General features: G+C 67.0%; 15 protein-coding genes and 6 pseudogenes. 17 read left to right on the forward strand and 4 right to left on the reverse strand.

Features of this window, described 5'->3' with window-relative positions; translation table 11 throughout:
- The first annotated feature begins 107 nt into the window (after window positions 1-107).
- The gene (gene msrQ, locus H0I39_RS13405) at window positions 108-728 is read left to right on the forward strand and encodes a protein-methionine-sulfoxide reductase heme-binding subunit MsrQ (protein ID WP_308645853.1); all 621 of its coding nucleotides are present in this window, start codon (window positions 108-110) and stop codon (window positions 726-728) included.
- Between the two features lie 203 nt (window positions 729-931).
- Here msrQ and lysA read toward each other — a convergent pair whose 3' ends face one another.
- Window positions 932-2227 (reverse strand): diaminopimelate decarboxylase, encoded by a 1296-nt coding sequence (gene lysA / locus H0I39_RS13410; RefSeq protein ID WP_180550836.1) that lies wholly within the window; start codon window positions 2225-2227, stop codon window positions 932-934.
- Window positions 2228-2360: 133 nt separating this feature from the next.
- Window positions 2361-2561, reverse strand: a pseudogene (lptM, locus tag H0I39_RS24195) (LPS translocon maturation chaperone LptM); the annotation flags it as partial.
- On the opposite strand from lptM, the gene cyaY reads away from it, so the two are divergent.
- Window positions 2467-2805 (forward strand): iron donor protein CyaY, encoded by a 339-nt coding sequence (cyaY, locus tag H0I39_RS13420; RefSeq protein WP_180550837.1) that lies wholly within the window; start codon window positions 2467-2469, stop codon window positions 2803-2805. The pseudogene lptM and the gene cyaY overlap by 95 nt on opposite strands.
- Window positions 2806-3079: 274 nt before the next feature.
- Here the strand turns inward: cyaY and H0I39_RS13425 are convergent.
- Window positions 3080-5478 (reverse strand): annotated as a pseudogene (locus H0I39_RS13425) (penicillin-binding protein 1A).
- 359 nt (window positions 5479-5837) lie between these two features.
- On the opposite strand from H0I39_RS13425, the gene H0I39_RS13430 reads away from it, so the two are divergent.
- From H0I39_RS13430 to H0I39_RS24205, 15 genes and pseudogenes are all read left to right on the forward strand, one after another.
- The gene (locus tag H0I39_RS13430; RefSeq protein ID WP_180550838.1) at window positions 5838-6875 is read left to right on the forward strand and encodes a pilus assembly protein PilM; all 1038 of its coding nucleotides are present in this window, start codon (window positions 5838-5840) and stop codon (window positions 6873-6875) included.
- Window positions 6872-7489: a PilN domain-containing protein gene (locus tag H0I39_RS13435; protein ID WP_180550839.1), complete on the forward strand. Its 618-nt coding sequence runs from the start codon at window positions 6872-6874 to the stop codon at window positions 7487-7489. Before H0I39_RS13430 ends, H0I39_RS13435 begins: the two co-directional genes overlap by 4 nt.
- Before the next feature lie 29 nt (window positions 7490-7518).
- Entirely contained in the window at window positions 7519-8187 is a 669-nt protein-coding gene (locus H0I39_RS13440) for a type IV pilus inner membrane component PilO (RefSeq protein WP_373368302.1), read from the forward strand.
- A pseudogene (locus tag H0I39_RS13445) lies at window positions 8184-8725 on the forward strand (pilus assembly protein PilP). Before H0I39_RS13440 ends, H0I39_RS13445 begins: the two are co-directional and overlap by 4 nt.
- Before the next feature lie 17 nt (window positions 8726-8742).
- A pseudogene (locus tag H0I39_RS13450) lies at window positions 8743-10886 on the forward strand (type IV pilus secretin PilQ).
- A 94-nt stretch (window positions 10887-10980) separates the two neighbouring features.
- Window positions 10981-12408 carry an Ig domain-containing protein gene (locus tag H0I39_RS23745; RefSeq protein ID WP_308645854.1) on the forward strand — a complete coding sequence of 476 codons (1428 nt, stop codon included), beginning with the start codon at window positions 10981-10983 and terminating at the stop codon, window positions 12406-12408.
- Between the two features lie 112 nt (window positions 12409-12520).
- Window positions 12521-13057, forward strand: a complete 537-nt coding sequence (locus H0I39_RS13460; protein WP_308645855.1) for a shikimate kinase — start codon at window positions 12521-12523, stop codon at window positions 13055-13057.
- A 42-nt stretch (window positions 13058-13099) separates the two neighbouring features.
- Complete coding sequence (gene aroB / locus H0I39_RS13465; RefSeq protein WP_180550841.1) at window positions 13100-14209, forward strand: 3-dehydroquinate synthase; 1110 nt, start codon at window positions 13100-13102, stop codon at window positions 14207-14209.
- A gap of 200 nt (window positions 14210-14409) precedes the next feature.
- On the forward strand, window positions 14410-15540 hold the full coding sequence (locus H0I39_RS13470) for a deoxyguanosinetriphosphate triphosphohydrolase (RefSeq protein ID WP_180550842.1): 1131 nt from the start codon (window positions 14410-14412) through the stop codon (window positions 15538-15540).
- Window positions 15541-15661: 121 nt separating this feature from the next.
- A complete protein-coding gene (locus H0I39_RS13475) occupies window positions 15662-16924 on the forward strand; it encodes an MFS transporter (protein ID WP_307776820.1) in 1263 nt (420 codons plus the stop codon).
- A gap of 35 nt (window positions 16925-16959) precedes the next feature.
- Complete coding sequence (locus tag H0I39_RS13480; RefSeq protein ID WP_180550843.1) at window positions 16960-17544, forward strand: DUF1415 domain-containing protein; 585 nt, start codon at window positions 16960-16962, stop codon at window positions 17542-17544.
- 118 nt (window positions 17545-17662) lie between these two features.
- Entirely contained in the window at window positions 17663-18103 is a 441-nt protein-coding gene (locus tag H0I39_RS13485) for a putative signal transducing protein (RefSeq protein ID WP_180550844.1), read from the forward strand.
- A pseudogene (locus tag H0I39_RS13490) lies at window positions 18100-19025 on the forward strand (class I SAM-dependent methyltransferase); the annotation flags it as partial. The gene H0I39_RS13485 and the pseudogene H0I39_RS13490, both read left to right, overlap by 4 nt.
- 216 nt (window positions 19026-19241) lie before the next feature.
- Window positions 19242-19370: pseudogene (locus H0I39_RS24200) on the forward strand (SEC-C metal-binding domain-containing protein); the annotation flags it as partial.
- A 1691-nt stretch (window positions 19371-21061) separates the two neighbouring features.
- The gene (locus H0I39_RS24205; RefSeq protein WP_180550845.1) at window positions 21062-21847 is read left to right on the forward strand and encodes a YecA/YgfB family protein; all 786 of its coding nucleotides are present in this window, start codon (window positions 21062-21064) and stop codon (window positions 21845-21847) included.
- Here the strand turns inward: H0I39_RS24205 and prmC are convergent.
- On the reverse strand, window positions 21791-22651 hold the full coding sequence (gene prmC, locus H0I39_RS13505) for a peptide chain release factor N(5)-glutamine methyltransferase (RefSeq protein WP_180550846.1): 861 nt from the start codon (window positions 22649-22651) through the stop codon (window positions 21791-21793). The two genes, H0I39_RS24205 and prmC, sit on opposite strands and share 57 nt — an antisense overlap.
- Window positions 22652-22701 lie beyond the last annotated feature (50 nt).

Consider the following 22701-nt stretch of genomic DNA (forward strand, 5'->3'; position numbering starts at 1 on the left):
TCGCAGAGGACGCAGAAAAACCTTGAAAAATTTTTCTTTGGATTCTTTTGCGTCCTCTGCGAATCCTTTGCGTCCTCTGCGTCCGGCTGTTGATTTTCTGAATTCCCGTGACCCTCCGATCCGCCCTGCTGCACCCGCTGGCCAAGCCGCTGGTCTTCGTGCTCTGTCTGTTGCCGCTGGCCTGGCTGGTGTGGGGTGCCGCCACCGACCAGTTGGGTGCTAACCCGGCTGAGGCGCTGATTCGCGGCCTGGGCGACTGGACGCTGCGATTTCTGTGCCTGGCGCTGGCAGTCACGCCGCTGCGGCTGCACACGCGCACGCCGCAACTGGCGCGGTATCGGCGCATGCTCGGGCTGTTCGTGTTTTTCTACGCCTGCCTGCACCTGCTGGCCTACGGCTGGCTGGACATGGGACTCCAAGTCGCCGACATCGGCCGCGACATCCTCAAGCGGCCGTTCATCCTGGTCGGCTTTGCCTGCTGGCTGCTGTTGTTGCCGCTGGCGCTGACGTCCACCAACCGCGCCGTGCGCGCGCTGGGCGGGCGCGCATGGCAGACGCTGCATCGGCTGGTGTATCTGGTCGCCGGGCTGGCGCTGCTGCACTTCTTCTGGATGCGCAGCGGCAAGAACGACTACGCTGAAGTGGCGCTGTACGCCGCCATCATCGGTGTGCTGCTGCTGGAGCGGCTGTTCCGCTACCTCAAGCCGCGTGGGGTGGCCAGCCGTTAAGTGCTTCTATCTTGATAGTGGCTTGCGCTTGCCACACAATCGCTTCAAGCGAAAAGTGCCTGAAAATGGCTAACGACGAGCGCAAACAGCTATCAAATTAGTATTGATGGGGTTGTGGGAGCGGGCTTGCCCGCGATGCGGCCGTTGTGCTTCACATGCCATTCATCGCGGCCCAGGCCGCTCCCGCGGGCGCCCGTCGCGGCTCAGACCGATTCGCCGCGCCACAAGTCCTGCACCGCCTCGCGCTGGCGGATCACGCGGGCGCTGGCGCCGTCGACCAGCACCTCGGCCGCGCGCGGCCGGGTGTTGTAGTTGCTGGCCATGCTCATGCAGTACGCACCGGCCGACAGCACGGCCAGCACGTCGCCTTGCTGCACCACCGCCAGCGCGCGGTCGCGTCCCAGCCAGTCGCCGCTTTCGCATACCGGGCCGACGACGTCGTAGGTGGTGGTCTGTGCGGCCGGGTTTGCTTCAGCCAGCGGCACGATGCGATGGAAGGCCTCGTACAGCGCGGGGCGCGGCAGGTCGTTCATGGCGGCGTCGACGATGCAGAAGTTCTTCTGCTCGCCGGGCTTGAGGAACAGCACCTCGGTCAGGCACACGCCGGCGTTGCCCACCAGCGAGCGGCCGGGCTCGATCATGATCTTGCGGTTGCCGAAGCCGCGCGCGTCCAGCTTGCCCAGCAGCTGTTGCCACAGCACATCGGCCGCGGGCGGCGTGTCGCCGTTGTAGTCGATGCCCAGGCCGCCGCCGAAGTCGATGTGGTGGATGGGGATGCCCGCCGCCTCGATCTGCGTCACCAGGTCCAGCACGCGGTCCATGGCCTCCAGGTAGGGCGCCGATTCGGTGATCTGCGAACCGATGTGGCAATCGATGCCCACCACGCGCAGGCCGGGCAGGCTGGCGGCGTGGCGGTAGGCGGCCAGCGCCTCGTCGTGCGAGATGCCGAACTTGTTGCCCTTTAGGCCGGTGGAGATGTAGGGGTGCGTCTTGGCGTCGACGTTGGGGTTGACGCGGATGCTGACGGGCGCCGTCTGGCCGCAGGCCACGGCCACGTCGCTCAGCACGTCCAGCTCGGCCATGCTCTCGATGTTGAAGCAGCCCACGCCGGCTTCCAGGGCGCGGCGCATCTCGGCGCGCGTCTTGCCGACGCCCGAGAACACGATCTTCGACGGCGTGGCGCCGGCGGCCAGGGCGCGCTCCAGTTCGCCGGCCGAGACGATGTCGAAGCCGCAGCCGGCATCGGCCAGCAGCTTGAGGATGGCGAGCGACGAGTTGGCCTTCATGGCGTAGCAGATCAGCGCCTCGCGCCCGGCCAGCCCGCGCTGGTAGGCGGCCAGCGCGGCCAGGATGGCGGCCTTGGAATAGACGAACAGCGGCGTGCCGTGCTGGCGCGCCAGCTCGGACAGGGCCACGCCTTCGACCATCAGCTGGCCGTTTTGATAGCACACGAAAGGCGCGCCGGGCAGGGGTGCGGCGTTGGCGGACAGGGAGGTCATTCGATCTCGGGCAGATTCGGCAGTGCCAGCGGCGGTGCCTGGGTGGGGAGGAGGCGGCCTGAGCGGGGCGCGAGCCTCCGAAGACCGTTTGCGGCAGGGTGGCGCGCTGCGCCGCCGCGGGTGTTTCAGGGATGTAGAGCGGCCCTTTCTGGCCGCAGCCGCCCAGCATGGCCGCCAGCGTCAGGGCGCTGACTAGAATGGATCGATGCAGTGGCTGGAACGACATGGGTGAAATTGTAATGACCGACCTGGAATACTTGGACCGCGCCGAGGCGCTGCTGCGCGCCATCGAATCGCGCTGCGACGAACTCAACGACAGCACCGACGCCGACATCGACAACCAGCGCGTGGGCGGGATGATCACGATGGTGTTTCCGGACGGCAGCCAGATCGTCGTCAACCTGCAGAAGCCGCTGCACGAGGTGTGGCTGGCGGCCCGTTCGGGCGGCTACCACTACACCTTTGCCGACGGCGCCTGGCGCGACACCAAGACGGGCGAGGAGTTCTTCGCGCGCCTGTCGCTGGCCGCCAGCGAGCACGCGGGGCAGGCGCTGCGCTTCGACCCGGGCGCGGGGTGAGGGCGGGGCGCAACGCCGACGCTCTATATACTCCCTATATGCTGCCGGCCAGCGCCCGTCCATAAAGCGTTGCGCAGTGATACTCCCCTGATTCTGATTTGACGGCTGCCGGCAGCACCGCGGCCGCGGCACCACCACGTTCCAATTCCCGATCAAAACAGCAAGAAATTCGTCATTCCGGCGAAAGCCGGAATCCAGGCGACGTGTGCAAGAACACATGGAGCCCGGCATTCGCCGGGATGACGGTTGTTCGCGTTTTGAAGTGCAGGCGGCATCAGTTCTTGAACAGGTCGAGGATGCGGTTGCGTTCTTCGGACGCCGCGGGCGTGCCGTTCTCGGGCGCCAGTTCGGGCTCGGGCCGCGGTGCCAGGCCGGCCCCGCCCAGGTTGCTGATGCCGCCGCCGCGGGCGTATTCCTCGTAGTACCAGTCGCCGCCCACGCGCACCACGCCCTCGGGCGGTTTCGGCTCGGCCACCGGCACGCCCTTGAGGGCGGTGCGCATGTAGTTGATCCAGATCGGCAGGCTCAGGCCACCGCCGGTTTCGCGCGCGCCCAGGTTGCGCGGGGTGTCGTAGCCCATCCACACGGCCGCCACCAGCGTGGGCTGGTAGCCGGCGAACCAGGCGTCCATCGAATCGTTGGTGGTGCCGGTCTTGCCGCCCAGGTCGGGCCGGCCCAGCGCCGCGCTGGCCTTGGCCGCCGTGCCGCTGCGCACCACGTCGTTGAGCATGGTGTGGGTGATGAAGGCGTTGCGCGCGTCGATGGCGCGGTTGGCCTCGCTGGGGCCGGCGGGCTGGCTCTCGACCAGCACGCGGCCGGTGTGGTCGGTGATGCGGGTGATCAGGAACGGGTTGACGCGGTAGCCGCCGTTGGCGAACACGGCAAAACCCGTGGCCAGCTGCATGGGGGTGACCGAGCCGGCGCCCAGCGCCATCGTCAGGTAGGGCGGGTGCTTGTCGGCGTCGAAGCCGAAGCGCGTGACCCATTCCTGGCCGTACTGCGGCGTGATGGTCTGCAGGATGCGGATGGAGATCATGTTGCGCGAGCGGGCCAGGCCGCGCTTCATGGTCATGGGGCCTTCGAAGCCGCCTTCGTAGTTCTTCGGCTCCCAGGGCTGGCCGCCGGTGACGCTGCTGTCGAAGAACAGCGGCGTGTCGTTGATCATGGTGGTGGGCGAGAAGCCTTTTTCGAGCGCGGCCGAGTAGATGAAGGGCTTGAAGCTGGAGCCAGGCTGGCGCCACGCCTGCGTGACGTGGTTGAACTTGTTCTTGTCGTAGTCGAAGCCACCCACCAGCGCCTTGACGGCGCCGTTGCGCGGATCGAGGGCCACCAGCGCGCCTTCCACTTCGGGCAGTTGCGTCAGCTCCCAGTCGCCGCGGCTCGTCTTGAGCACGCGCACCACGGCGCCGGGGCGGATGCGGATGTTCGGCCCGGCCTTGGCCGCCAGGCCGGACGACACCGGGCGCAGGCCTGCGCCCGTGATGTCGACCACTTCGCCGCCGCGGCGCATCACGGTGACCTTGCGCGCGCTGGCCTGCGTGACCACCGCTGCAAACAGCTCGCCGGCATCGGGGTGGCTGGCCAGGGCATCGTCCACCGCTTCGCCCAGCTCCTGCGCATCCTTGGGCAGATCGATGAACTTCTCGGGGCCGCGGTAGGCCTGGCGGCGGTCGTAGTCGAGGATGCCCCGACGCAGCGCCGCGTAGGCAGCGTTCTGGTCGTCGGTGGCGATGGAGGTGTAGACGTTCAGGCCGCGGCTGTAGGTTTCTTCGCCGTACTGCGCGAACATCATCTGCCGCACCATCTCGGCCACGTATTCGGCGTGCACGCGGGTGGCATCGCTGCTGGGGCGGATCACCAGTTCCTGCTGCTTGGCGGCGGCGGCCTGCTCGGCGGTGATGAAGTTGTTTTCCTGCATGCGGTCGATGATGTGGAGCTGTCGCTCACGAGCGCGTGCAAAGTTGGCGATGGGGTTGACGCTGGACGGAAACTTGGGGATGCCGGCCAGCATGGCGGCCTCGGCCACCGTCACGTCCTTCAGCGGCTTGCCGAAATAGGTTTCGGCGGCCGCGGCAAAACCATAGGCGCGGTTGCCCAGGAAGATCTGGTTCATGTAGATCTCGAGGATCTGATCCTTCGTCAGCATGTGCTCCAGCTTGAAGGTCAGCAGCACCTCGTAGATCTTGCGGGTGTAGGTTTTCTCGGAAGACAGGTAGACGTTGCGCGCGACCTGCATCGTGATGGTCGAAGCGCCCTGCGCCTTTTCGCGCCCCAGGTTGGCCAGCGCGGCACGCGCCACGCCGACGTAGTCGACCCCGCCGTGCTCGTAGAAGCGGGCATCCTCAATGGCCAGGACGGCGTCCTTCATCACCTTCGGGATCTCGCGGATGGGGTGAGGTTGCGGCGCTCCTCGCCGAACTCGCTGATCAGGTTGCCCTCGGCGGTGTACACGCGCAGCGGCAGCTTGGGCCGGTAGTTGGACAACTCGGACACATCCGGCAGGTTGGGGTAGGCGATGGCCAGCGCCATCAGGCCGGCCATGGCCACGCTCAGGGCGATGGCCAGCAGCGTCCCACCCATCCACGCCAGACCCTTGAGAACCCAGACCAGCCAGCGCGAGCCGGCGGGGCTTGTGCGCTTGTTCACGGCACCGGGCGAATTTTCAGTGGACATAAGACAACATTGGTAAGTTAGTGGGTACTTTCATGAGACATTCGCTGCTGTCTGTAGGACACAAGCGGTAGCATTTGTCGGTGCCGGTACCCGGTGACGCATTGTCCCGCGAGTCGCCAAGGGCCGCCAGCAGCCGGGCAGATACGGTGTTGGCGCGTGCTGCGCGGCGTAACCAAGTGTCGGCAAACGTTAGTTTTTGACAACGAGCGGCCCAGCTTGCGACGGGCTTTTTCTTTGCCCGACAAGGGGCTTACTGCTAGCATTCAAGTGAATTCTTAAGTGTGTTCGACTTCTGCAATAAAAAGTAACGGGATACTGTCTTGAACACTGGGTCGTTGTTCAGCCGTCAACCGGCGCCCATGATCGGGCTCGACATCAGTTCCTCCAGCGCCAAGCTGGTGGAGCTGGGGCAGGATCGTTCCGGCAATCTGACGCTGGAGCGGTGTGGCATCGAGCCGCTGGAGCGCGGCTGGATCAGTGACGGCAATATCGAGAAATTCGACGAAGTCGTGGAGGCGACGCGCCGCCTCGTGGGCAAAAGCGGCACCAAAGCCAAGCACGTGGCCATGGCGCTGCCTGCGTCGGTGGTCATCAGCAAGAAGATCATTTTACCGGGCGGCCTGAGTGAGCGGGAGATGGAGGTCCAGGTCGAATCCGAGGCCAACCAGTACATCCCGTTCTCACTGGACGAAGTGAGTCTGGACTTCTGCGTCGTTGGCCCCAGCACCACGTCGGCGGGTGATGTCGAGGTGGTGATTGCCGCCTCCCGCAAGGAAAAGGTGGAGGACCGTCAGGGGCTGGCCGAAGCCGCCGGCCTGGTGCCCGTGGTGCTGGACGTGGAAAGCTATGCGTCGCGCCTGGCGGCCAGCCGCGTGATCGGACGCCTGCCGGGTGGCGGCGTCGATGCGCTGATCGCGCTGTTCGAAATCGGCGCGATGACCTCCACCATGCAGGTGCTGCGCAATGATGATCTGATCTATGAGCGCGACCAGGTGTTCGGCGGTGAGCAGCTGACGCAGATGCTGGTTCGCCAATACGGCTTCACGCAGGACGAGGCCGAAACCAAGAAGCGCGCCGGTGAACTGCCCGACGACTACGGGACGGTGGTGCTGCAGCCCTATGTGGAATCGCTTGCCCAGGAACTGGAGCGGGCGCTGAAGTTCTTCTTCACCAGCACGCCGCACAACCGTGTCGACTACATCCTGCTGGCAGGCGGCACCGCCGGCATTCCCGGCCTGACCGAAGCCATCACGCGGCACACCTCGTTCCCGTGCCAGGTGGTCAACCCCTTCGACGGCATGGAGGTCGGGCGCGCCGTGCGCGAGAAGAAGATGCTGCGTGAGGCGCCTTCGTACCTGACAGCCTGTGGCCTGGCCATGCGGAGGTTTCTGCGGTGATACTGATCAACCTGCTCCCGCACCGGGAGATGGCGCGCAAGCGGGCGCGCCAGCTTTTCAATGCATCGCTGGGCATGTCGGCGGTGCTGGGCGCCCTGATTGCCGGCGGCATCTACCTCTGGTACCAGAACGAGATATCGACGCAGCAGGATCGCAACGCCTTCCTGACCAGCGAGATCAAGAAGCTGGATGAGGAAATCAAGGAGGTGGCCACGCTGCAAGAGGAGATCGCCGCCCTGAAGGCGCGGCAGCAGGCCGTGGAGAACCTCCAAGCCGACCGCAACCTGCCGGTGCACCTGCTCAATGAATCCGTCATGCAGCTGCCGGACGGCATCTACCTGAAGGGTATCAAGCAGGAGAACCAGAATGTGCTGCTGTCGGGCGTGGCGCAGTCCAACGAGCGCGTGTCCGAATTGCTGCGCAACCTGTCGCGCAACAGCGAGTGGGTGTCGAAGCCCGAACTGATCGAGATCGTGGCTTCGAACCTCGCGCTGAGCCCGCGCGAGCAGCGCCGTGTCTACAACTTCACGGTGCGGGTGCAGTTGCAACGCGCCAGCGATGCGCTGGCGGCAGCCTCTGCGGCGTCGGCCGCGGCGCGCGGCGCCAAGTCATGAGCGGGCGGTAGACGATGGCTCGAAAGAATATGGATGTTTCCCAGTCGTTCCGGGATCTCGGGGCGCAGTTCCGTGGCCTGGATTCGCGTGACCCGTCCTCGTGGCCGGCGATTCCGCGGTATGTGCTGCTGGCGGCGGTGGCTTTGCTGGTGCTGGGCGCCCTTTGGTATTTCTGGGTGAGTGGTGCAGCAGAAGAGCTGGAGGGCGAGCGTGCCAAAGAGGTCACGCTCCGCGCGGATTACAAGACGAAGCTGCAGCGCGCCGTCAGCCTCGAGGAGTTGAAGAAGCAGCGCGCCCAGGTGATGCAGTACGTGAACCTGCTGGAAAAGCAACTGCCCAGCAAGGCGGAAATGGATGCCTTGCTCTCCGACATCAACCAGGCTGGGTTGGGCCGCAGCCTGCAGTTCGACCTGTTCAGGCCGGGCCAGCTGGTGGTGAAGGACTATTACGCGGAATTGCCGATCGCACTGAAGGTCACGGGTCGGTATCACGACATCGGCGCCTTCACGGCCGATATCGCCAATCTTTCGCGCATTGTGACCCTGAACAATCTGTCGATTGCACCGAGTTCGGACAAGGACAAGGTGGGAGCCTTGACCTTGGAGGCAACGGCCAAGACCTATCGTTACCTGGATCCTGAGGAAATCGCCGCGCAGCGGGCTGCAGCGTCCAAGACCCAAGGAAAGGGCAAGAAATGACCCGTTCTTTCTGGATCATGCTGCTGGCGGCTGGGGTTGGCGGGTTGACGGCCTGTGCGACCAGCCACGAGGACTTGCAGCAATGGATGGCGGAGCAACGGCGCCAGACTGTTCCCAAAGTCACGCCCTTGACCGAGCCGACGCGCTATGTGCCGCTGGCGTATGTCGGTGGCACAGCGGCAGATGCATTCGGCAGCGACCGCCTGACGCAAGTGTTGCGCCGCGAAACCGGGCCATTGAGCGTGAGCGCCTCCTGGTCGCCCCGGAGCTGAATCGCCGCAAGGAGCCGCTGGAGGCGTATCCGCTGGACGCCATGACGATGGTGGGCAGCTTGGACCGTGCGGGCCAGAAAGTGGCACTGGTGAAGGTCGATCAACTGCTGCACCAGGTCCGCCAAGGCAACTACCTGGGGCAGAACTACGGGCGTGTGATGCGAATCTCGGAAAGCGATATCACCTTGAGGGAAATCGTTCAGGATGCGGCCGGTGAATGGATAGAGCGCAGCACGACTCTGCAGCTGCAGGAGAATACGAAATGAGGATGTGGGTCAAATCAATGGTGCGCCGTGTGGGCTTTCGGGGGATTGGCGTCCTTCTGCTGGGCGTGGCGAGTTTGAGCCATGCCGAGCCGCGCATTCAGTCGATCAGCAGCTCCATCCAGGGCGGTGCCGAGGTGGTCAGGATCGACCTCAGCGAGCCACTGGCGGCGGTGCCGGCGGGCTTTGTCGTGCAATCGCCGGCACGCATCGCGCTGGACTTCCCCGGCGTGGGCAGCGAGCTTCAGCGCAACGCCGTGGAACTCAACCAGGGCAACCTGCGCATGGCGCATGTGGTTCAGGCAGCCGACCGAACCCGCGTGGTGCTCAACCTGAACCAGCCCACCAACTACCAGGCCGAGGTGCAGGGCCGCTCGCTGCTGGTGTCGCTGGCGCCGGTGGCCTCGGCCGCTGCGGTTGCGGCAGCACCCGCCAGTGTGTTTGCGGAAAGCCGCAACGACGGGGCGCTTCCGCTGCGCGACATCGATTTCCGCCGGGGCGTCGAGAATGCCGGCCGCGTGATCGTCGACCTGGCCAACAACCAGGTGGGTGTCGACATTCGCCAACAAGGGCAGAACCTGGTGGTCGAGTTCTTGCGCACCAGCCTGCCGGAGGGCTTGCGTCGCCGTCTCGACGTTACCGATTTCGGTACGCCCGTGCAGACCATCTCCACCGTGCAGTCGGGTGATCGGGTGCGCATGGTGATCGAACCGAAAGGCCTGTGGGAGCACAGTGCCTATCAGAGCGACAACCAGCTCGTGGTCGAGGTGAGGCAGCAAAAACCAGCCCTGACAAGCTGACGCAAGGGCCCGGGTACCGTGGAGAAAAGCTGTCGCTCAACTTCCAGAACATCGATGTGCGTTCGCTGCTGCAGGTGATCGCGGACTTCACCAACTTCAACATCGTCACCTCCGACACGGTCCAGGGCAGCCTGACGCTGCGGCTGAAGGACGTCCCCTGGGATCAGGCCCTGGACATCATTCTGCAAGCCAAGAATCTGGGCATGAAACGCAGCGGCAACGTGCTGCAAATTGCGCCCAAGGACGAACTGGCGGCGAAGGAGAAGGCTGAACTGGAAGCGCAAGCGGCCATTAGGGATCTGGAGCCGTTGCGCACGCAGTCTTTTCAGTTGAACTACACCAAGGCGCCCGAAATCGCCGCGCAGCTGACGGCCAACACCGGTTCGAGCGGAGGTGGTGGGGGCGCCGCTGGCGGTCGAACAAGCAGCCTTTTGAGCCAAAGAGGCTCGGTGATCGCCGAGCCCAGGACCAACCAACTGTTCGTGTCGGACATTCCGTCGCGACTGGTGCAGATCGAGGAAATGATTGCCAAGCTCGATGTGCCGGTGCGCCAGGTGCTGATCGAGGCGCGCATCGTCGAGGCGACCGACACCTTCGGCAAGTCGCTTGGCGTCAAACTGGGTACCGCGGACATGCGTGGCATTCGCGGTGGCGACGCTGGTTACCACGTCGGCGGGGGCAATCGGGTTGCTTTTGGCGGCAACTACAACGCCATCGGTGCCACAACGGGTGCGTTTGAGGCTTCGGGCCTGTCAACACTGACTTCCCAGATGGTCAATCTGCCGGCGCAAAGCCTCGGCGGCATATCGCCCACCAACTTTGCGATCTCGTTGTTCAGCTCGGCGGCTAACCGCTTCCTGAACCTGGAAATATCCGCATTGGAAGCCGATGGCAAGGGCCGGGTGGTGTCGAGCCCGCGCGTGGTGACCGCTGATCAGACCAAGGCACTGATCGAACAGGGTACGGAGTTCCCGTATCAGCAGGCGACGTCGAGTGGCGCCACCTCCATCGCGTTCCGCAAGGCCGTTCTCAAGCTTGAAGTCACGCCTCAGATTACCCCCGAGGGCAACATCATTCTTGACTTGGACGTCAACAAGGACAGCCCGGGCACGCCCGTGGAAGGCGGCATGTCGATCAACACCAAGCGGGTCAGGACGCAGGTGCTGGTTGAAAATGGCGGTACCGTGGTGATCGGTGGCATTTTCGAGCTGAACGAGCGCGAGAGCGAAAACAAGGTGCCGGTGCTGGGTGATATTCCGGTGGTCGGCAACCTGTTCAAGCAGCGGACCCGCCAGGCGGAAAAGCAGGAAATGCTGGTGTTCATCACGCCCAAGATGATCTCGGACCGCGGTTCCGTTCGCTGATTAGATTTTTTAGCCCTTCTTTTAATACATAGGTTGGTAATATGCGAAAGCTAGGCTTGGCTCTCGGATTTGCGGTTGCGGCATTGGTGACTGCGTGTGGCGGTGGTGGTGGCAGCCCGGGGATACCCACGAGGCATACAGCATTACGCTGCGCGCGGACAAGAAGCAGTTGCCGATCAATATTCAGCATTACCCGGCCGGGATCGGTGCGTACGCGCCTTACACGACCACGCTGTACGTGGAAGCCCGAGAAGGCAGCAGGCCGATCCAAGGGGGCGAGGAGATCTTTGCCTGCAACATCGTGCAGGGGTTCGAGTCGGGTGCCTTGTACTACCTAGATGGTGACGAAGACCATGAGGATGACGACGGCAACCCGCTGGCTTATCGCTCGGTCGTGCTCGGCTCCAACGCAGGAGCTGCCACATTCCACTTCCATGCCAGCAACAAGGCCGGTACGGCACGTGTGATGTGCTCCGTCACCAATCCGCGCGATAACCAAGTGAGCAGCGCCGCGGTGGATATCGTGGTGGGGGCCAGTACAGGCATGCCGGCCAGCGTGAACGCCATTGCCCAGCAGCCTGGCTACCTGGGCTCGCAGTTCAACCCGAACAGCATTCGCAACAACGTCGGCATCCAGGCGTTCGTGATGGACGACGCCAATCAGCCCATTCCCAATCCTGCGGGCGGCGCGCCCAACCTTCAGGTGAGGATTGTTCCGACGGCAGCGTCCGAGGGCGCGCGCATCATGGCCGGTAGCCAGCCCTACATCAACCTGCTGCACATCAGCACCAACGGCGGCGTTGGGTTGCTCTCGCTGTCGAGTGGCCCGAACAAAGGCGTGATTCTGCTGGAGTTCATGACCGACCGTTACGACAATAACGTCAGCAATGGCATCCAGGATCCTGTTGTGCAACTGATGGCGGTGCCCGTGGTCGACGCCGTTGCGCAGACACCATTGACCATCGCGGATGCTGAGTTGTCTGCAACAAACGGCGTGCCGTATGCGTACGCACTTCAGGCAGAGGGCGGCGTGCCTCCGTACACATGGACCGCGCTTGGTGGTTTGCCTTCGGGACTTACCTTGAATCCTTCAGGTGTCATCAGCGGCACGCCGAAAGCCCCTGCCGGCGATTACACGGTTGCTGTGCAAGTGACAGATGCAACGGGCAAGCCCGTGACTGCCAACCTGACGCTCACGTTGGGTGGCGCGATGCCCTTGGATCCGTTGGCCATCGTGGGTTGCACCGGTGCGATTAACGAGCCGTGCAAGCTGCCCGAGGCTGAAAAAGACGAGCCCTACACTTACATTCTGTCGACCTCGGGTGGTGACTCTGCTCAAGTGCCGGCCTGGACGTTTACGCTGCCCGGGCCCACAAATGGCTTGACGTTTGCGGACACAGGCATCATCCACGGAACGCCAACCGCCTGTGGCGTCCATACCTTTGTCGCCTCGGTCAAACAAGGCACGCTGACCGTGACGCGCCAGATGTCCATTGAAGTTGTGGGCACCACTTGCCCATGATCGGGAAACCTTTCGAACCTGAGCGGTCATCCCGCTCAGGTTTTCGAAAGCTCGGCATCGTGAATCAAACTGCCGTTTCAAACGAAGCCCCGGCCAGCCTGGGGCTTTTTCCGTGGTCGTGCTTGTGGGCATGCCGGGCAGTGGCAAGTCCACCATTGCGCGTGCCCTGTCGCGCAGACTGCAACTGGCGCTGGCCGATTCGGATCAGGCCATCGAGCAGCGGCTCGGCTGCACCATTCGCAGCTACTTCGACAGCCATGGCGAGGCGGCTTTCCGGGACGTCGAGGAGGCGGTGATCGACGAACTGACCCGGGGCGGCGCGTCGCAGGTGCTGGCCACCGGTGGCGGCGCCGTGTTGCGGCCGATCAACCGCCAGCGCCTGCGTGAACGCGGCACGGTGATCTACCTGCGCTCGTCGCCCGAGCAACTGTTCAAGCGCCTGCGGCACGACACCAAGCGGCCGCTGCTGCAGGTGGCCGATCCGCTCAAGCGGCTGCGGGCCTTGTATGACGAGCGCGATCCGCTGTACCGCGAGTGCGCGCATTTCGTCGTCGATACGCACGGCTCGTCGTTGCCGATGCTGGTCAATCGCATCATGATGCAGCTCGACCTGATGCCGCCGCCTGCGCCGCCGCCACCGGCACCCTGAACGGCGGGCGAGGGTGGGGCCCAAGGCTCTACACTCGCCGACATGCACGGTTTCTCATCTTCTGAGCGCGTCCGTATTCCGCTGGACGACCGCAGTTACGACATTGCGATTGGCACCGGCCTGCTGGACGATCCGGCGGCCTACGAGGCGGCCCGCCCGGGTTCGCAGGCGCTGATCGTCACCAACACCACCGTCGGCCCGCTGTACGCCGAGCGGCTGGCCAGCGTGCTGGCACGGCGGCACGCCAAGGTGTTGCGCATCGAGCTGCCCGATGGCGAGCAATACAAGACTTGGGAATCGCTCAACCTGATCTTCGACGCCCTGCTGGGCGGCGGCGCCGACCGCAAGACCACGCTATACGCGCTGGGCGGCGGCGTGGTGGGCGACATGACAGGCTTTGCCGCCGCCTGCTACATGCGCGGCGTGCCCTTCGTGCAGGTGCCGACCACGCTGCTGGCGCAGGTCGATTCCTCGGTCGGCGGCAAGACCGCCATCAACCACCCGCTGGGCAAGAACATGATCGGCGCCTTCCACCAGCCGCTGGCGGTGGTGTGCGATCTCGACGTGCTCAAGACCCTGCCGCCGCGCGAGCTGTCGGCGGGGCTGGCCGAGGTGATCAAGTACGGGCCGATCGCCGACATGGCCTTCCTGGACTGGATCGAAGCGAACATCGACGCCCTGCGCGCGTGCGAACCCGCGGCGCTGGCGCATGCCGTCAAGCGCAGCTGCCAGATCAAGGCCGACGTGGTGGGCCAGGACGAGCGCGAAGCCGGCCTGCGCGCCATCCTCAACTTCGGCCACACCTTCGGCCACGCCATCGAGGCGGGCATGGGTTATGGCGCTTGGCTGCACGGCGAGGCGGTGGGCGCTGGCATGGTGATGGCGGCCGAGCTGTCGCGCGGGTTGGGGCTGGTGGATGCGGCCTTCGTGCAGCGCCTCACCCGGTTGATCCAGCGCGCCGGGTTGCCCACGCGCGGCGCCGTGATCGACACTCATGACAACGCCGGCCGCTACCTGCAGCTGATGCGCGTCGACAAGAAGGCCGAGGGCGGCGAGATCCGCTTCGTCGTCATCGACGGCCCGGGCCGGGCCGCTGTGCGTGCGGCGCCGGATGCGCTGGTGCGGCAGGTGATCGACCGTTGCTGTGCATGAGCGGGCAGGGCGGGCCGGCGGCGATGAGGCGCGCAGCGTGGATGTCCGTTCAACCCGGCTCTTCAATAAAAGTAGCTGCCTGCGCCCGTCTTTAAAGGATTTCAGGTTCGAATGCATTTGAAATCCATGTATAACAGGCGCAAACAGCTATTAAATTCATTGCAGCCAAGCCGCCGCAAGGCGCACCGGGTGCCCCGCCCATGACCCTGGCCCCCTACGCCTGCGACCCTGCCCAGTCGCGCGGCCGGCGCCATCCGGTCACGCCGGCGCCCACGCGCGACGACTTCCAGCGCGACCGCGACCGCATCGTGCACTCCACCGCGTTCCGCCGGCTGGTCTACAAAACGCAGGTGTTCCTGAACCACGAGGGCGACCTGTTCCGCACCCGGCTCACGCATTCGCTGGAGGTGGCGCAACTTGCCCGCTCCATCGCCCGCTCGCTGCGGCTGAACGAAGACCTGACCGAGACCATCGCCCTGGCGCACGACCTCGGCCACACGCCCTTCGGCCACGCCGGGCAGGATGCGCTCAACGACTGCATGGCTGCGCACGGCGGCTTCGAGCACAACCTGCAAAGCCTGCGCGTGGTCGACTGGCTGGAGCACCGCTACCCCGACCACGATGGCCTGAACCTGAGCTTCGAGACGCGCGAAGGCATCCTCAAGCACTGCTCCGCCGCCAACGCGCGCCTGCTGGAGGCGGCCGAGCCGGGCGGTGTGGCGCGCCGCTTCATCGACGGCACGCAGCCCAGCCTGGAGGCGCAACTGGCCAACCTGGCCGACGAGATCGCCTACAACGCGCACGACATCGACGACGGCGTGCGCTCGGGCTTGCTCACGCTGACGCAGGTGGCCGAGGTGCCGCTGTTCGCCCGGCACCTGCGCACGGTGCGGGCCGAATACCCGCGGCTGGCCGAGCGCCGCACGCTGTACGAGGCCATCCGCCGCATGCTGTCGGCGCAGATCTACGACGTGATCGACGCCACCGGCGCCGCGCTGGCCGCCGCCGCGCCGCGCAGCGCCGACGATGCGCGCCGTACCGGCCGGCTGGTGCAGTTCAGCGCCGAGATGCGCGCGCAGTCCAGCGCGCTCAAGCGCTTTCTGTTCGCCAACCTGTACCGCCACCCGCAGGTGGTCGACACCACCGCGCAGGCGCGGCAGGTGGTGCGCGAGCTGTTCGCCGCCTACCTCGACCGGCCCGCCGAGCTGCGCCCCAGCTTCGCCGAGCGCCCCGACCGCGAACGCGCCGTGGCCGACTACATCGCCGGTATGACGGACCGCTTCGCCCTGCGCGAGCACGAGCGGCTGACCGGCCAGCGCCTGCTGGCATGAAGCGTTTCAATGTGGGAGCGGCCATGGCCGGGATGGCAGCCATTGAAGAGCGAGACGCGCTGATCGCGGGCAAGCCCGCTCCCACAGTCTGGGTCAACGCGTGCTGGGCAGGGCACGCCTCATGAGCATGTCGCCCGCGTCCCAGCCGCACCCCCACGCGCCGTGGATCGTCATCCTCGCCGGCGTCAGCGCCGCGCTGCACGTGGGCAAGCTGCCGCCGGCCATTCCGGCGCTGCAGGCCGACCTGGGCATCACGCTGGTGCAGGCGGGGTTCCTGCTGTCGCTGGTGCAGCTGGCCTCGATGGCGCTGGGCATCGTCGCCGGGCTGATGGCCGACGGCATCGGCCTGCGGCGCAGCATGCTGGCGGGGCTGGGCATGCTCACCGTGGCCGGCCTGGCCGGCGGCTGGGCGCACGATGCCGCCAGCCTGCTGGTGCTGCGCGCCGTGGAGGGCGTGGGCGTGCTGCTGGTCACCGTGCCGGCGCCCAGCCTAGTGCGGCGCACCGTGGCACCGGCGCAGATGACGCGCATGCTCGGCTTCTGGGGCGCCTTCATGCCGTTCGGCACCGCCGTGGCGTTGCTGCTGGGGCCGCTGGTTATCGGCACCTGGCGCTGGCCGGCGTGGTGGTGGCTCACGGCGGCGCTGACGGCGGCGATGGCGCTGTGGGTGCGCGCCGTCGTCCCGCGCGATCCGCACGCGCACCAGCGCCGCGCCGCCGATGGCGAGCGCTGGCCACAGCGCCTGGCCGCCACGCTGGGCTCGCGCGGGCCGTGGCTGGGCGCGCTCACCTTCGGCGTGTATTCGGCGCAGTGGCTGGCGGTGATCGGCTTTCTGCCGGCGCTGTACCAGCAGTCCGGCTGGGGCGGCGCGCGGGGTGCGGTGCTGACGGCGCTGGTGGCGGCCGTCAACATGCTCGGCAACATCGCCGCCGGGCGCCTACTGCACCGCGGCGTGGCGCCGCAGCGGTTGTTGTGGAGCGGCTTCGGCGCCATGGCACTGGGCGCCTTCCTGGCCTTCGGCACGCTCACGGCCGACGCGCCGGTGGCGCGCTACGTGGGCGCGCTGCTGTTTTCCAGCGTGGGCGGGCTGATCCCCGGCACGCTGTTCGGCCTGGTGTCGCAACTGGCGCCGGGCGAGCGCACCATCGCCACCACAGTCGGCTGGATGCAACAGCTTTCCGCCGTCGGTCAGGTCAGCGGCCCACCGCTGGTGGCCTGGGTGGCGGGCGTGGCGGGGGCTGGCAGCACACCTGGGTGGTCACGGCCAGTTGCTGCGTGGCCGGCGCGCTGCTGGCGGCGCTCATCGGGCGGCAGCTGCGGTCTTATGAATGAAATCGGCCTCTGGCGCCCGTCCACGTTGCGTCAGCAGCTATCATTAGTGTAGTAAATGCCACTCCTAGTCCAAGGCACAATGCCGTCATGAGCACAGCCCGTGATCCCGCTTCCGTACCGCCCGACACTGTGATCGCCGACACCCGCCGCTGGCTCGAGCGCGCGGTGATCGGCCTCAACCTGTGCCCCTTCGCCAAGGCGCCGCACGCCAAGGGGCAGATTCACTACGCCGTGTGCGAGGGCGACGACCGCCAAGCCCTGCTGACGATGCTGCGTGCCGAGCTGCAGGCCCTGGCCGACGCCAGCCCGGATGAGCGCGAAACCACGCTGCTGATCGCCCCGCGCGGCTTCGACGACTTCCTCGACTTCAACGACCTGCTCGATGAGGCCGACGCGGTGGTGACGGCGCTGGACCTGGACGGCACGCTGCAGGTCGCCCCGTTCCATCCGCGCTTTCAGTTCGCCGGCACCGACGAGGATGACATCACCAACGCCACCAACCGCGCGCCGTACCCCACGCTGCACCTTATCCGCGAAGAAAGCATCGACCGCGCCGTCGAAGCCTTCCCCGAGGCCGAGGCGATCTACGAGGCCAACATGGCCACGCTGGAGAAGCTGGGCCATGAAGGCTGGGCGGCGCTGGGCGTGGGGCCCTCCACCGAGGCGCAGTGATGATCGAACTGCGGCTGATGTGCTCTTGATTTGAGAGCTGTTGGCGCCCGATTCATAAGCGCAGCAGCCCGTCATTCTTCAAATTCTCTGGCATGCCACCGCGCACCGTCGGCCCGACATGCTGATCACCGTGCACCGCGAACTCAACCTGCTGACGGCGCACACCGTGCGCGGTCTGCTGGTCAGCGAAGGCATCGCGGCGACGCTTTTCAGCGAGCACATGATTGCGCTCGCATGGTCGAAATCGCTGGCCTACGGCGAAGTTCAGATTCAGGTGCCTTCGATCCAGGCGGACCAGGCCCGCGCCGTGCTCGCGGACTGGCAGCAGGGCGTGTTCGAGGAGGCCCTGGAGGAACAACTGGCGCTGCCTGCCGACCTTTGCCCACGCTGCGCCGCCCGCGATTGGCGGCCTGTGCGTGCCCAGGGCGCACTCTTGGCGTTGCTGGCCTGGACGGTGCTCATGCTCACACTGGTCCCTGCGCCGCCGCCGCTCACCGGTCGCCGCTGCGGTGCCTGCGGCCATGCCGAGCCCTGTCGCGCAAGCGAGAATGCCGCATGAACAAGCGCCACGCCTCACGCAGCCTCTCCTCGAGCGCTTCAAAAACAAAAGCGCCTGGCGCCCATCCAGCAAGCGCCGGCGCCGGAAAAGGTGCTGGGAACCCCGTGCTTGCCGAACTGCGCCCCGGCCAGTCGGTCGAACTGCTGAAGGAACTGCACATCCTCACCCGCGATGGCCGACTGAACCAGGATTCGCGCCGCAAGCTCAAGCAGGTCGAGCACCTGGTGCAGTTCATCGAGAAAATCGTCGCCGAAATCACGCCGCATGCCGGCGAACTGACGCTGGCCGACCACGGCGCCGGCAAGTCGTACCTGGGCTTCATCCTGTACGACCTGCTGCTGAAGGGGCAGGGCAGCGGCGTGGTGCACGGCATCGAGACGCGGCCCGAACTGGTGGAGCGTTCGCGTGCCCTAGCCGGGCGGCTGGGCTTCGAGCGCATGCGCTTCTTGAACATCGCCGCCGCCGATGCCGCGCACGACAGCGCGCTGCCCGAGCGCTTCGACATCGTCACCGCCCTGCACGCCTGCGACACGGCGACCGACGACGCCATTGCCTTTGGCCTGGTCAAAAAGCGCAGGCCATGGTGCTGGTCCCCTGCTGCCAGGCCGAGCTGGCCGCCAACCTGCGGCAGTCGAAGGCGCTGCAACTGTCGCGCACGCCGCTGGCCGAGCTGTGGCGCCACCCGCTGCACACGCGCGAAATGGGCAGCCAGCTGACCAACGTGCTGCGCTGCCTGTACCTCGAATCGCAGGGCTACAGCGTGACGGTGACCGAGCTGGTCGGCTGGGAACACAGCCTGAAGAACGAGCTGATCATTGCCCGCTACACCGGCCACAAGAAGCGCCGCGCCGGCGAGCGGCCGCGGGCATTGCTGGGCGAGTTCGGGTTGGCGTCGTTGCTGCCGCTGCGCTATCCGGCGCTGGCGGATGGCCCATCGTCCCAGGATGCAACCCCGCCACGCAGGATGGAGCATGAGCACTTTCGAGAACCCGCGCCCAGACTCCGGCAAGTTGCTGGAGACCATGGTCAGCCGCCTGCTGCAGGGCGAATCACTGGCCGCGTTCAGCGACTGGTTTGCCAGCCCCGATGGCCCGCTGGCTACCGTGGCCCCCGCACCGACCCGCTGGGTGCCCGGGCCATGGCACGCGCGTTGTGGGCCGCCGTGCCGCTGCCGCAAAACCGCTGGCGCCCGCGCGGGTTGCCCAAGCTGGAGCGCAACGACCCGTGCTACTGCGGATCGGGCCGCAAATACAAGCACTGCTGCGCCGCCTGGGCCGATCTGCCGCTGCCGATCGAGCCCGAGATGCTGATGGCGCTGGCTATTCAGCACGCACCGCCGCAGGCGCTGGATCTGGGCAACCTGCGCACGCTGCCGCCGCACGCGCTGGCGCAGGCGGCCATGTTCTGGATGGAGCAGGGCCGCCCCGAACAGGTCGAGCGCGTGCTGGCGCCGCTGTTCGAGCAGGCCGAGGGCCTGGACGAGCGCCATGAGCCCGCCTTCGACATCCTGATGGATGCCCTGCAAGCGCTGGGCCAGCAGACGCGCCGCCTGGCCCTGGCGCGGCGCATCGGCCAGAGCCGCGACAAGGCGCTGGCCGTTGCCGCGCTGGGCCGCGAGGTGAGCATGCTGGCCGATCAGGGCGACTACCGTGGTGCGTGGGCGGTGTTCAAGCAGGCGCAGCGCGCCGCGCCTGATGACCCGCAACTCTGGCACCTGGAACTGGTCACCCTGCTGGCCGAGGGCCGGGCCGACGAAGCGCGGTTGCGCGGTCCGCTGCTGGCCGCCAAGGCGCGCCGTGGCGGGTTCGATGAACTGGCGCTGGTGCTGCAGGACCTGGCCGAGCACGGCCTGCAGGCTGCGTACGAGCACATGGCCGAAGATGCCGGTGGCTTCGACGCAGAAAGCACGCGCGACTGGCTGGCGCTGTGCGCCCAGGTGCCCGACACGCTGGATGCCGACGCCGTCCGCGCCGCCTACCGCATCGAAACCCAGGGCACGGCCCGCCGGTCCGCCAAGCCGTCAGTAGATGCCGTCAAGGCGCTGACCGCCGGCATGCGCTGGCTGCGCGTGCGCCCCGCCCGGGCGCTGGCGGCGCTGGAGCGGCGCTGGCAGCGGCGTTTTCCGGTCGATAAGCCCATGTCGACCCAGCTGCTGGGCGATGCCGAAGCGCTGATCGAAGACGCCTTCTGGGCTGCCGAATTCCTGCGCCTGAGCCCCGAAGGCTGGATGAGCGTGCAGGTGCTGGACGACTTGCTGCTGGCCGCGCAGGAGCGCGTGCTGATGGACGAATCCGCCGCCGATCTGCAAGCCGCCTGGCGCCTGGCCGAGCACGCGCTGCGCCTGCTGCATGCGCTGTGGCACACCGTGCCCGATGCCGCCAGCGCGCGGCAGGCGCGCCTGGGTGCCGAGTGGGCGCACGCGGGCACCCAGCCGCTGCTGCGTCTGCTGGCGCAAATCATCGACCTCGGCCATGCCTGCCAGCGTGACGTGCTGGCGCTGGCTGAATGGGGCCTGGCGCTGAACCCCGTGGACAACCACGGCTGGCGCGCGCAAGTGACCGATGCCTATATCGCGCAAGGCCGCGCCGCCGATGCGCTGGCCCTGCTCGACCAATACCCCAACGACTGGCCACCCGCGCAGCACCGTCGCGCGCTGGCCTTGTACGTGCTGGGCCGCCCCGACGAAGCCGCCGCCGTGCTGGCGCAGGCCCATGCCGAGTACCCGCGTTCATGCAGGCGCTGTGGCCCGACATGCTGGACGTGCCTGAAGCCGAACAAGGCCCTGGCATGCGCGTGGGCGGCTCCCTCGCGGCCTACGATTACCGCGTCGAAGCCCGCGCCGACTGGGTGCGCACCGGGGCGCTGGCCTGGGCGCGCAGCCTGGCCCTGCCCGTCAAGCCCGCGCGCAAGACCCGCGCCGCCACCAGGAAGCGCGCCGCACCGAAGGGCGCTGCTGGCATGTCGAACCTGCTGGCGGGCGGCACCGGTGCCGACGACCTGGCCCTGCCCGAGAGCGCGCGCCAGCACCTGCGCCGCCACAGCGACTGGCCGCGCCTGCACGGTTTTCTGGCCGCCTTGGCCTGGGCGCCCGATCTCGTCATGCCCGGGCGCTGGCTGCCGGGCGTGCTGGACTGGCGCACCAACGCACTGCCCAAGACCCAAGCCGCTCAGCTCAAGGCGATCAACGCCGACATGGATGCCATCATGCGGCTGTACAACAGCCTGAACGCGCCCCTGGCCAACGCGCAGGCGGGCATGGCCATGCCGCTGCCGGCGCCGGCCTTGGCGCAAGCACTGGGTACGGAAGAGGGCGGTGCGGTGACGGACGAAGCGTGGCACACCTGGGCCGCCGGCTTTGTGCAGGGGGCGGAGCTGAGTGCCGCCGGCTGGCGCCGCCTGGGCCACCCGCTGCAGGCCAAGCCTTTGCGCCGCGCGGGCGCTGCGTCCACCAGCGCCAGCGCGTTCATGGTGCTGCATGCACTGGCTGCCCGTGCGCCGCGCGCCGTGGCGGGGATGAGCCGGCCTGGCAACCCGTGCAGGACGATGGCCAGCCCTTGCTGCTGGGGCTGGACGATACGCCGCAGACCGTGCCCCCGGCGGATCAGATCCAGGGGCGCTGAACCTGCTGTGGCCGTCGGTGCTGGCGGCCCGGCTGGCGCGTCAGAGCGCGTTTGGCGGGGCGGCGATTCAGTTCGACAGCTTTTCGCTGGATTGAGCGCGGCGGTCTGGGTACTGCCCGCCTGAGCCGCGCTCGATGCCCGCCAGGTCGCGCCGCGACTGCACCTGCGCGAACCCCGCGGCACTGAGCAGCGCGCGCACCGCGCCAGCCTGATCCCAGCCGTGCTCCAGCAGCAGCCAGCCGCCGGGCGCCAGGTGCGCAGGCGCCTGCGCCACGATGCGGCGGATGTCGTCCAGCCCATCGGCGCCGCTGACCAAGGCCTGGCGCGGCTCGTGTGCCAGCGCGGGCAGGTGCGGGTCGGTGTCGGCAATGTAGGGCGGGTTGCTGACGATCAGGTCAAGGCGTTCGCCCGCCACTGGCGTCAGCCAGTCGCCCAGGCGCATGTCGACGCGCAGGCCCAGCCGCTCGGCATTGGCGCGCGCCACGGCGAGCGCGTCGGCGCTGGCGTCCACCGCCACCACCTGCGCCAGCGGCCGCTGCTGCGCGATGGCCAGCGCGATGGCGCCGCTGCCCGTGCCCAGGTCGAGCACGCGGCGCGGTGCATCGGCGGGCAGCAGGGCCAGCGCCCAGTCGACCAGCGTCTCGGTATCGTCGCGCGGGTCGAGCACGCGGGCATCGACGCGCAGCGTGAGGCCGTGGAAGGCCTTCTCACCCGTCAGATAGGCCAGCGGCTCGCCCGCCAGCCGGCGCGTGGCCAGCGCCTGCAGGCGTGCGTCGGCTTCGGCGGGCATCGCATCGGTGTCGTGCGCCAGCAGCCAGGCGCGGGCGTGCGTGGGCTGCTCCAGCACGTGCAGCAGCAGCATCTGCGCCTCCAGCCGGGGCAGGCCGCGTGCTTGCCAGTGGCGCAGGGCGTTGGACAGGGTGGTCACTGATTGCTATTGAAAAGGAAGCTGCTTGCGCTGTAGGGACGGGCGCTGGA

This window comes from Ottowia beijingensis (assembly GCF_013423955.1).
GTDB lineage: Bacteria > Pseudomonadota > Gammaproteobacteria > Burkholderiales > Burkholderiaceae_C > Ottowia > Ottowia beijingensis.

Excerpts from the sequence above, each read along its gene's own strand:
- lysA (WP_180550836.1), bottom strand. The coding sequence starts at position 2,227 with ATGACCTCCCTGTCCGCCAACGCCGCACCCCTGCCCGGCGCGCCTTTC.
- cyaY (WP_180550837.1), top strand. The coding sequence starts at position 2,467 with ATGACCGACCTGGAATACTTGGACCGCGCCGAGGCGCTGCTGCGCGCC.
- H0I39_RS13430 (WP_180550838.1), top strand. The coding sequence starts at position 5,838 with ATGATCGGGCTCGACATCAGTTCCTCCAGCGCCAAGCTGGTGGAGCTG.
- H0I39_RS13440 (WP_373368302.1), top strand. The coding sequence starts at position 7,519 with ATGGATGTTTCCCAGTCGTTCCGGGATCTCGGGGCGCAGTTCCGTGGC.
- aroB (WP_180550841.1), top strand. The coding sequence starts at position 13,100 with ATGCACGGTTTCTCATCTTCTGAGCGCGTCCGTATTCCGCTGGACGAC.
- H0I39_RS13470 (WP_180550842.1), top strand. The coding sequence starts at position 14,410 with ATGACCCTGGCCCCCTACGCCTGCGACCCTGCCCAGTCGCGCGGCCGG.
- H0I39_RS13475 (WP_307776820.1), top strand. The coding sequence starts at position 15,662 with ATGAGCATGTCGCCCGCGTCCCAGCCGCACCCCCACGCGCCGTGGATC.
- H0I39_RS13480 (WP_180550843.1), top strand. The coding sequence starts at position 16,960 with ATGAGCACAGCCCGTGATCCCGCTTCCGTACCGCCCGACACTGTGATC.
- H0I39_RS13485 (WP_180550844.1), top strand. The coding sequence starts at position 17,663 with ATGCTGATCACCGTGCACCGCGAACTCAACCTGCTGACGGCGCACACC.
- H0I39_RS24205 (WP_180550845.1), top strand. The coding sequence starts at position 21,062 with ATGTCGAACCTGCTGGCGGGCGGCACCGGTGCCGACGACCTGGCCCTG.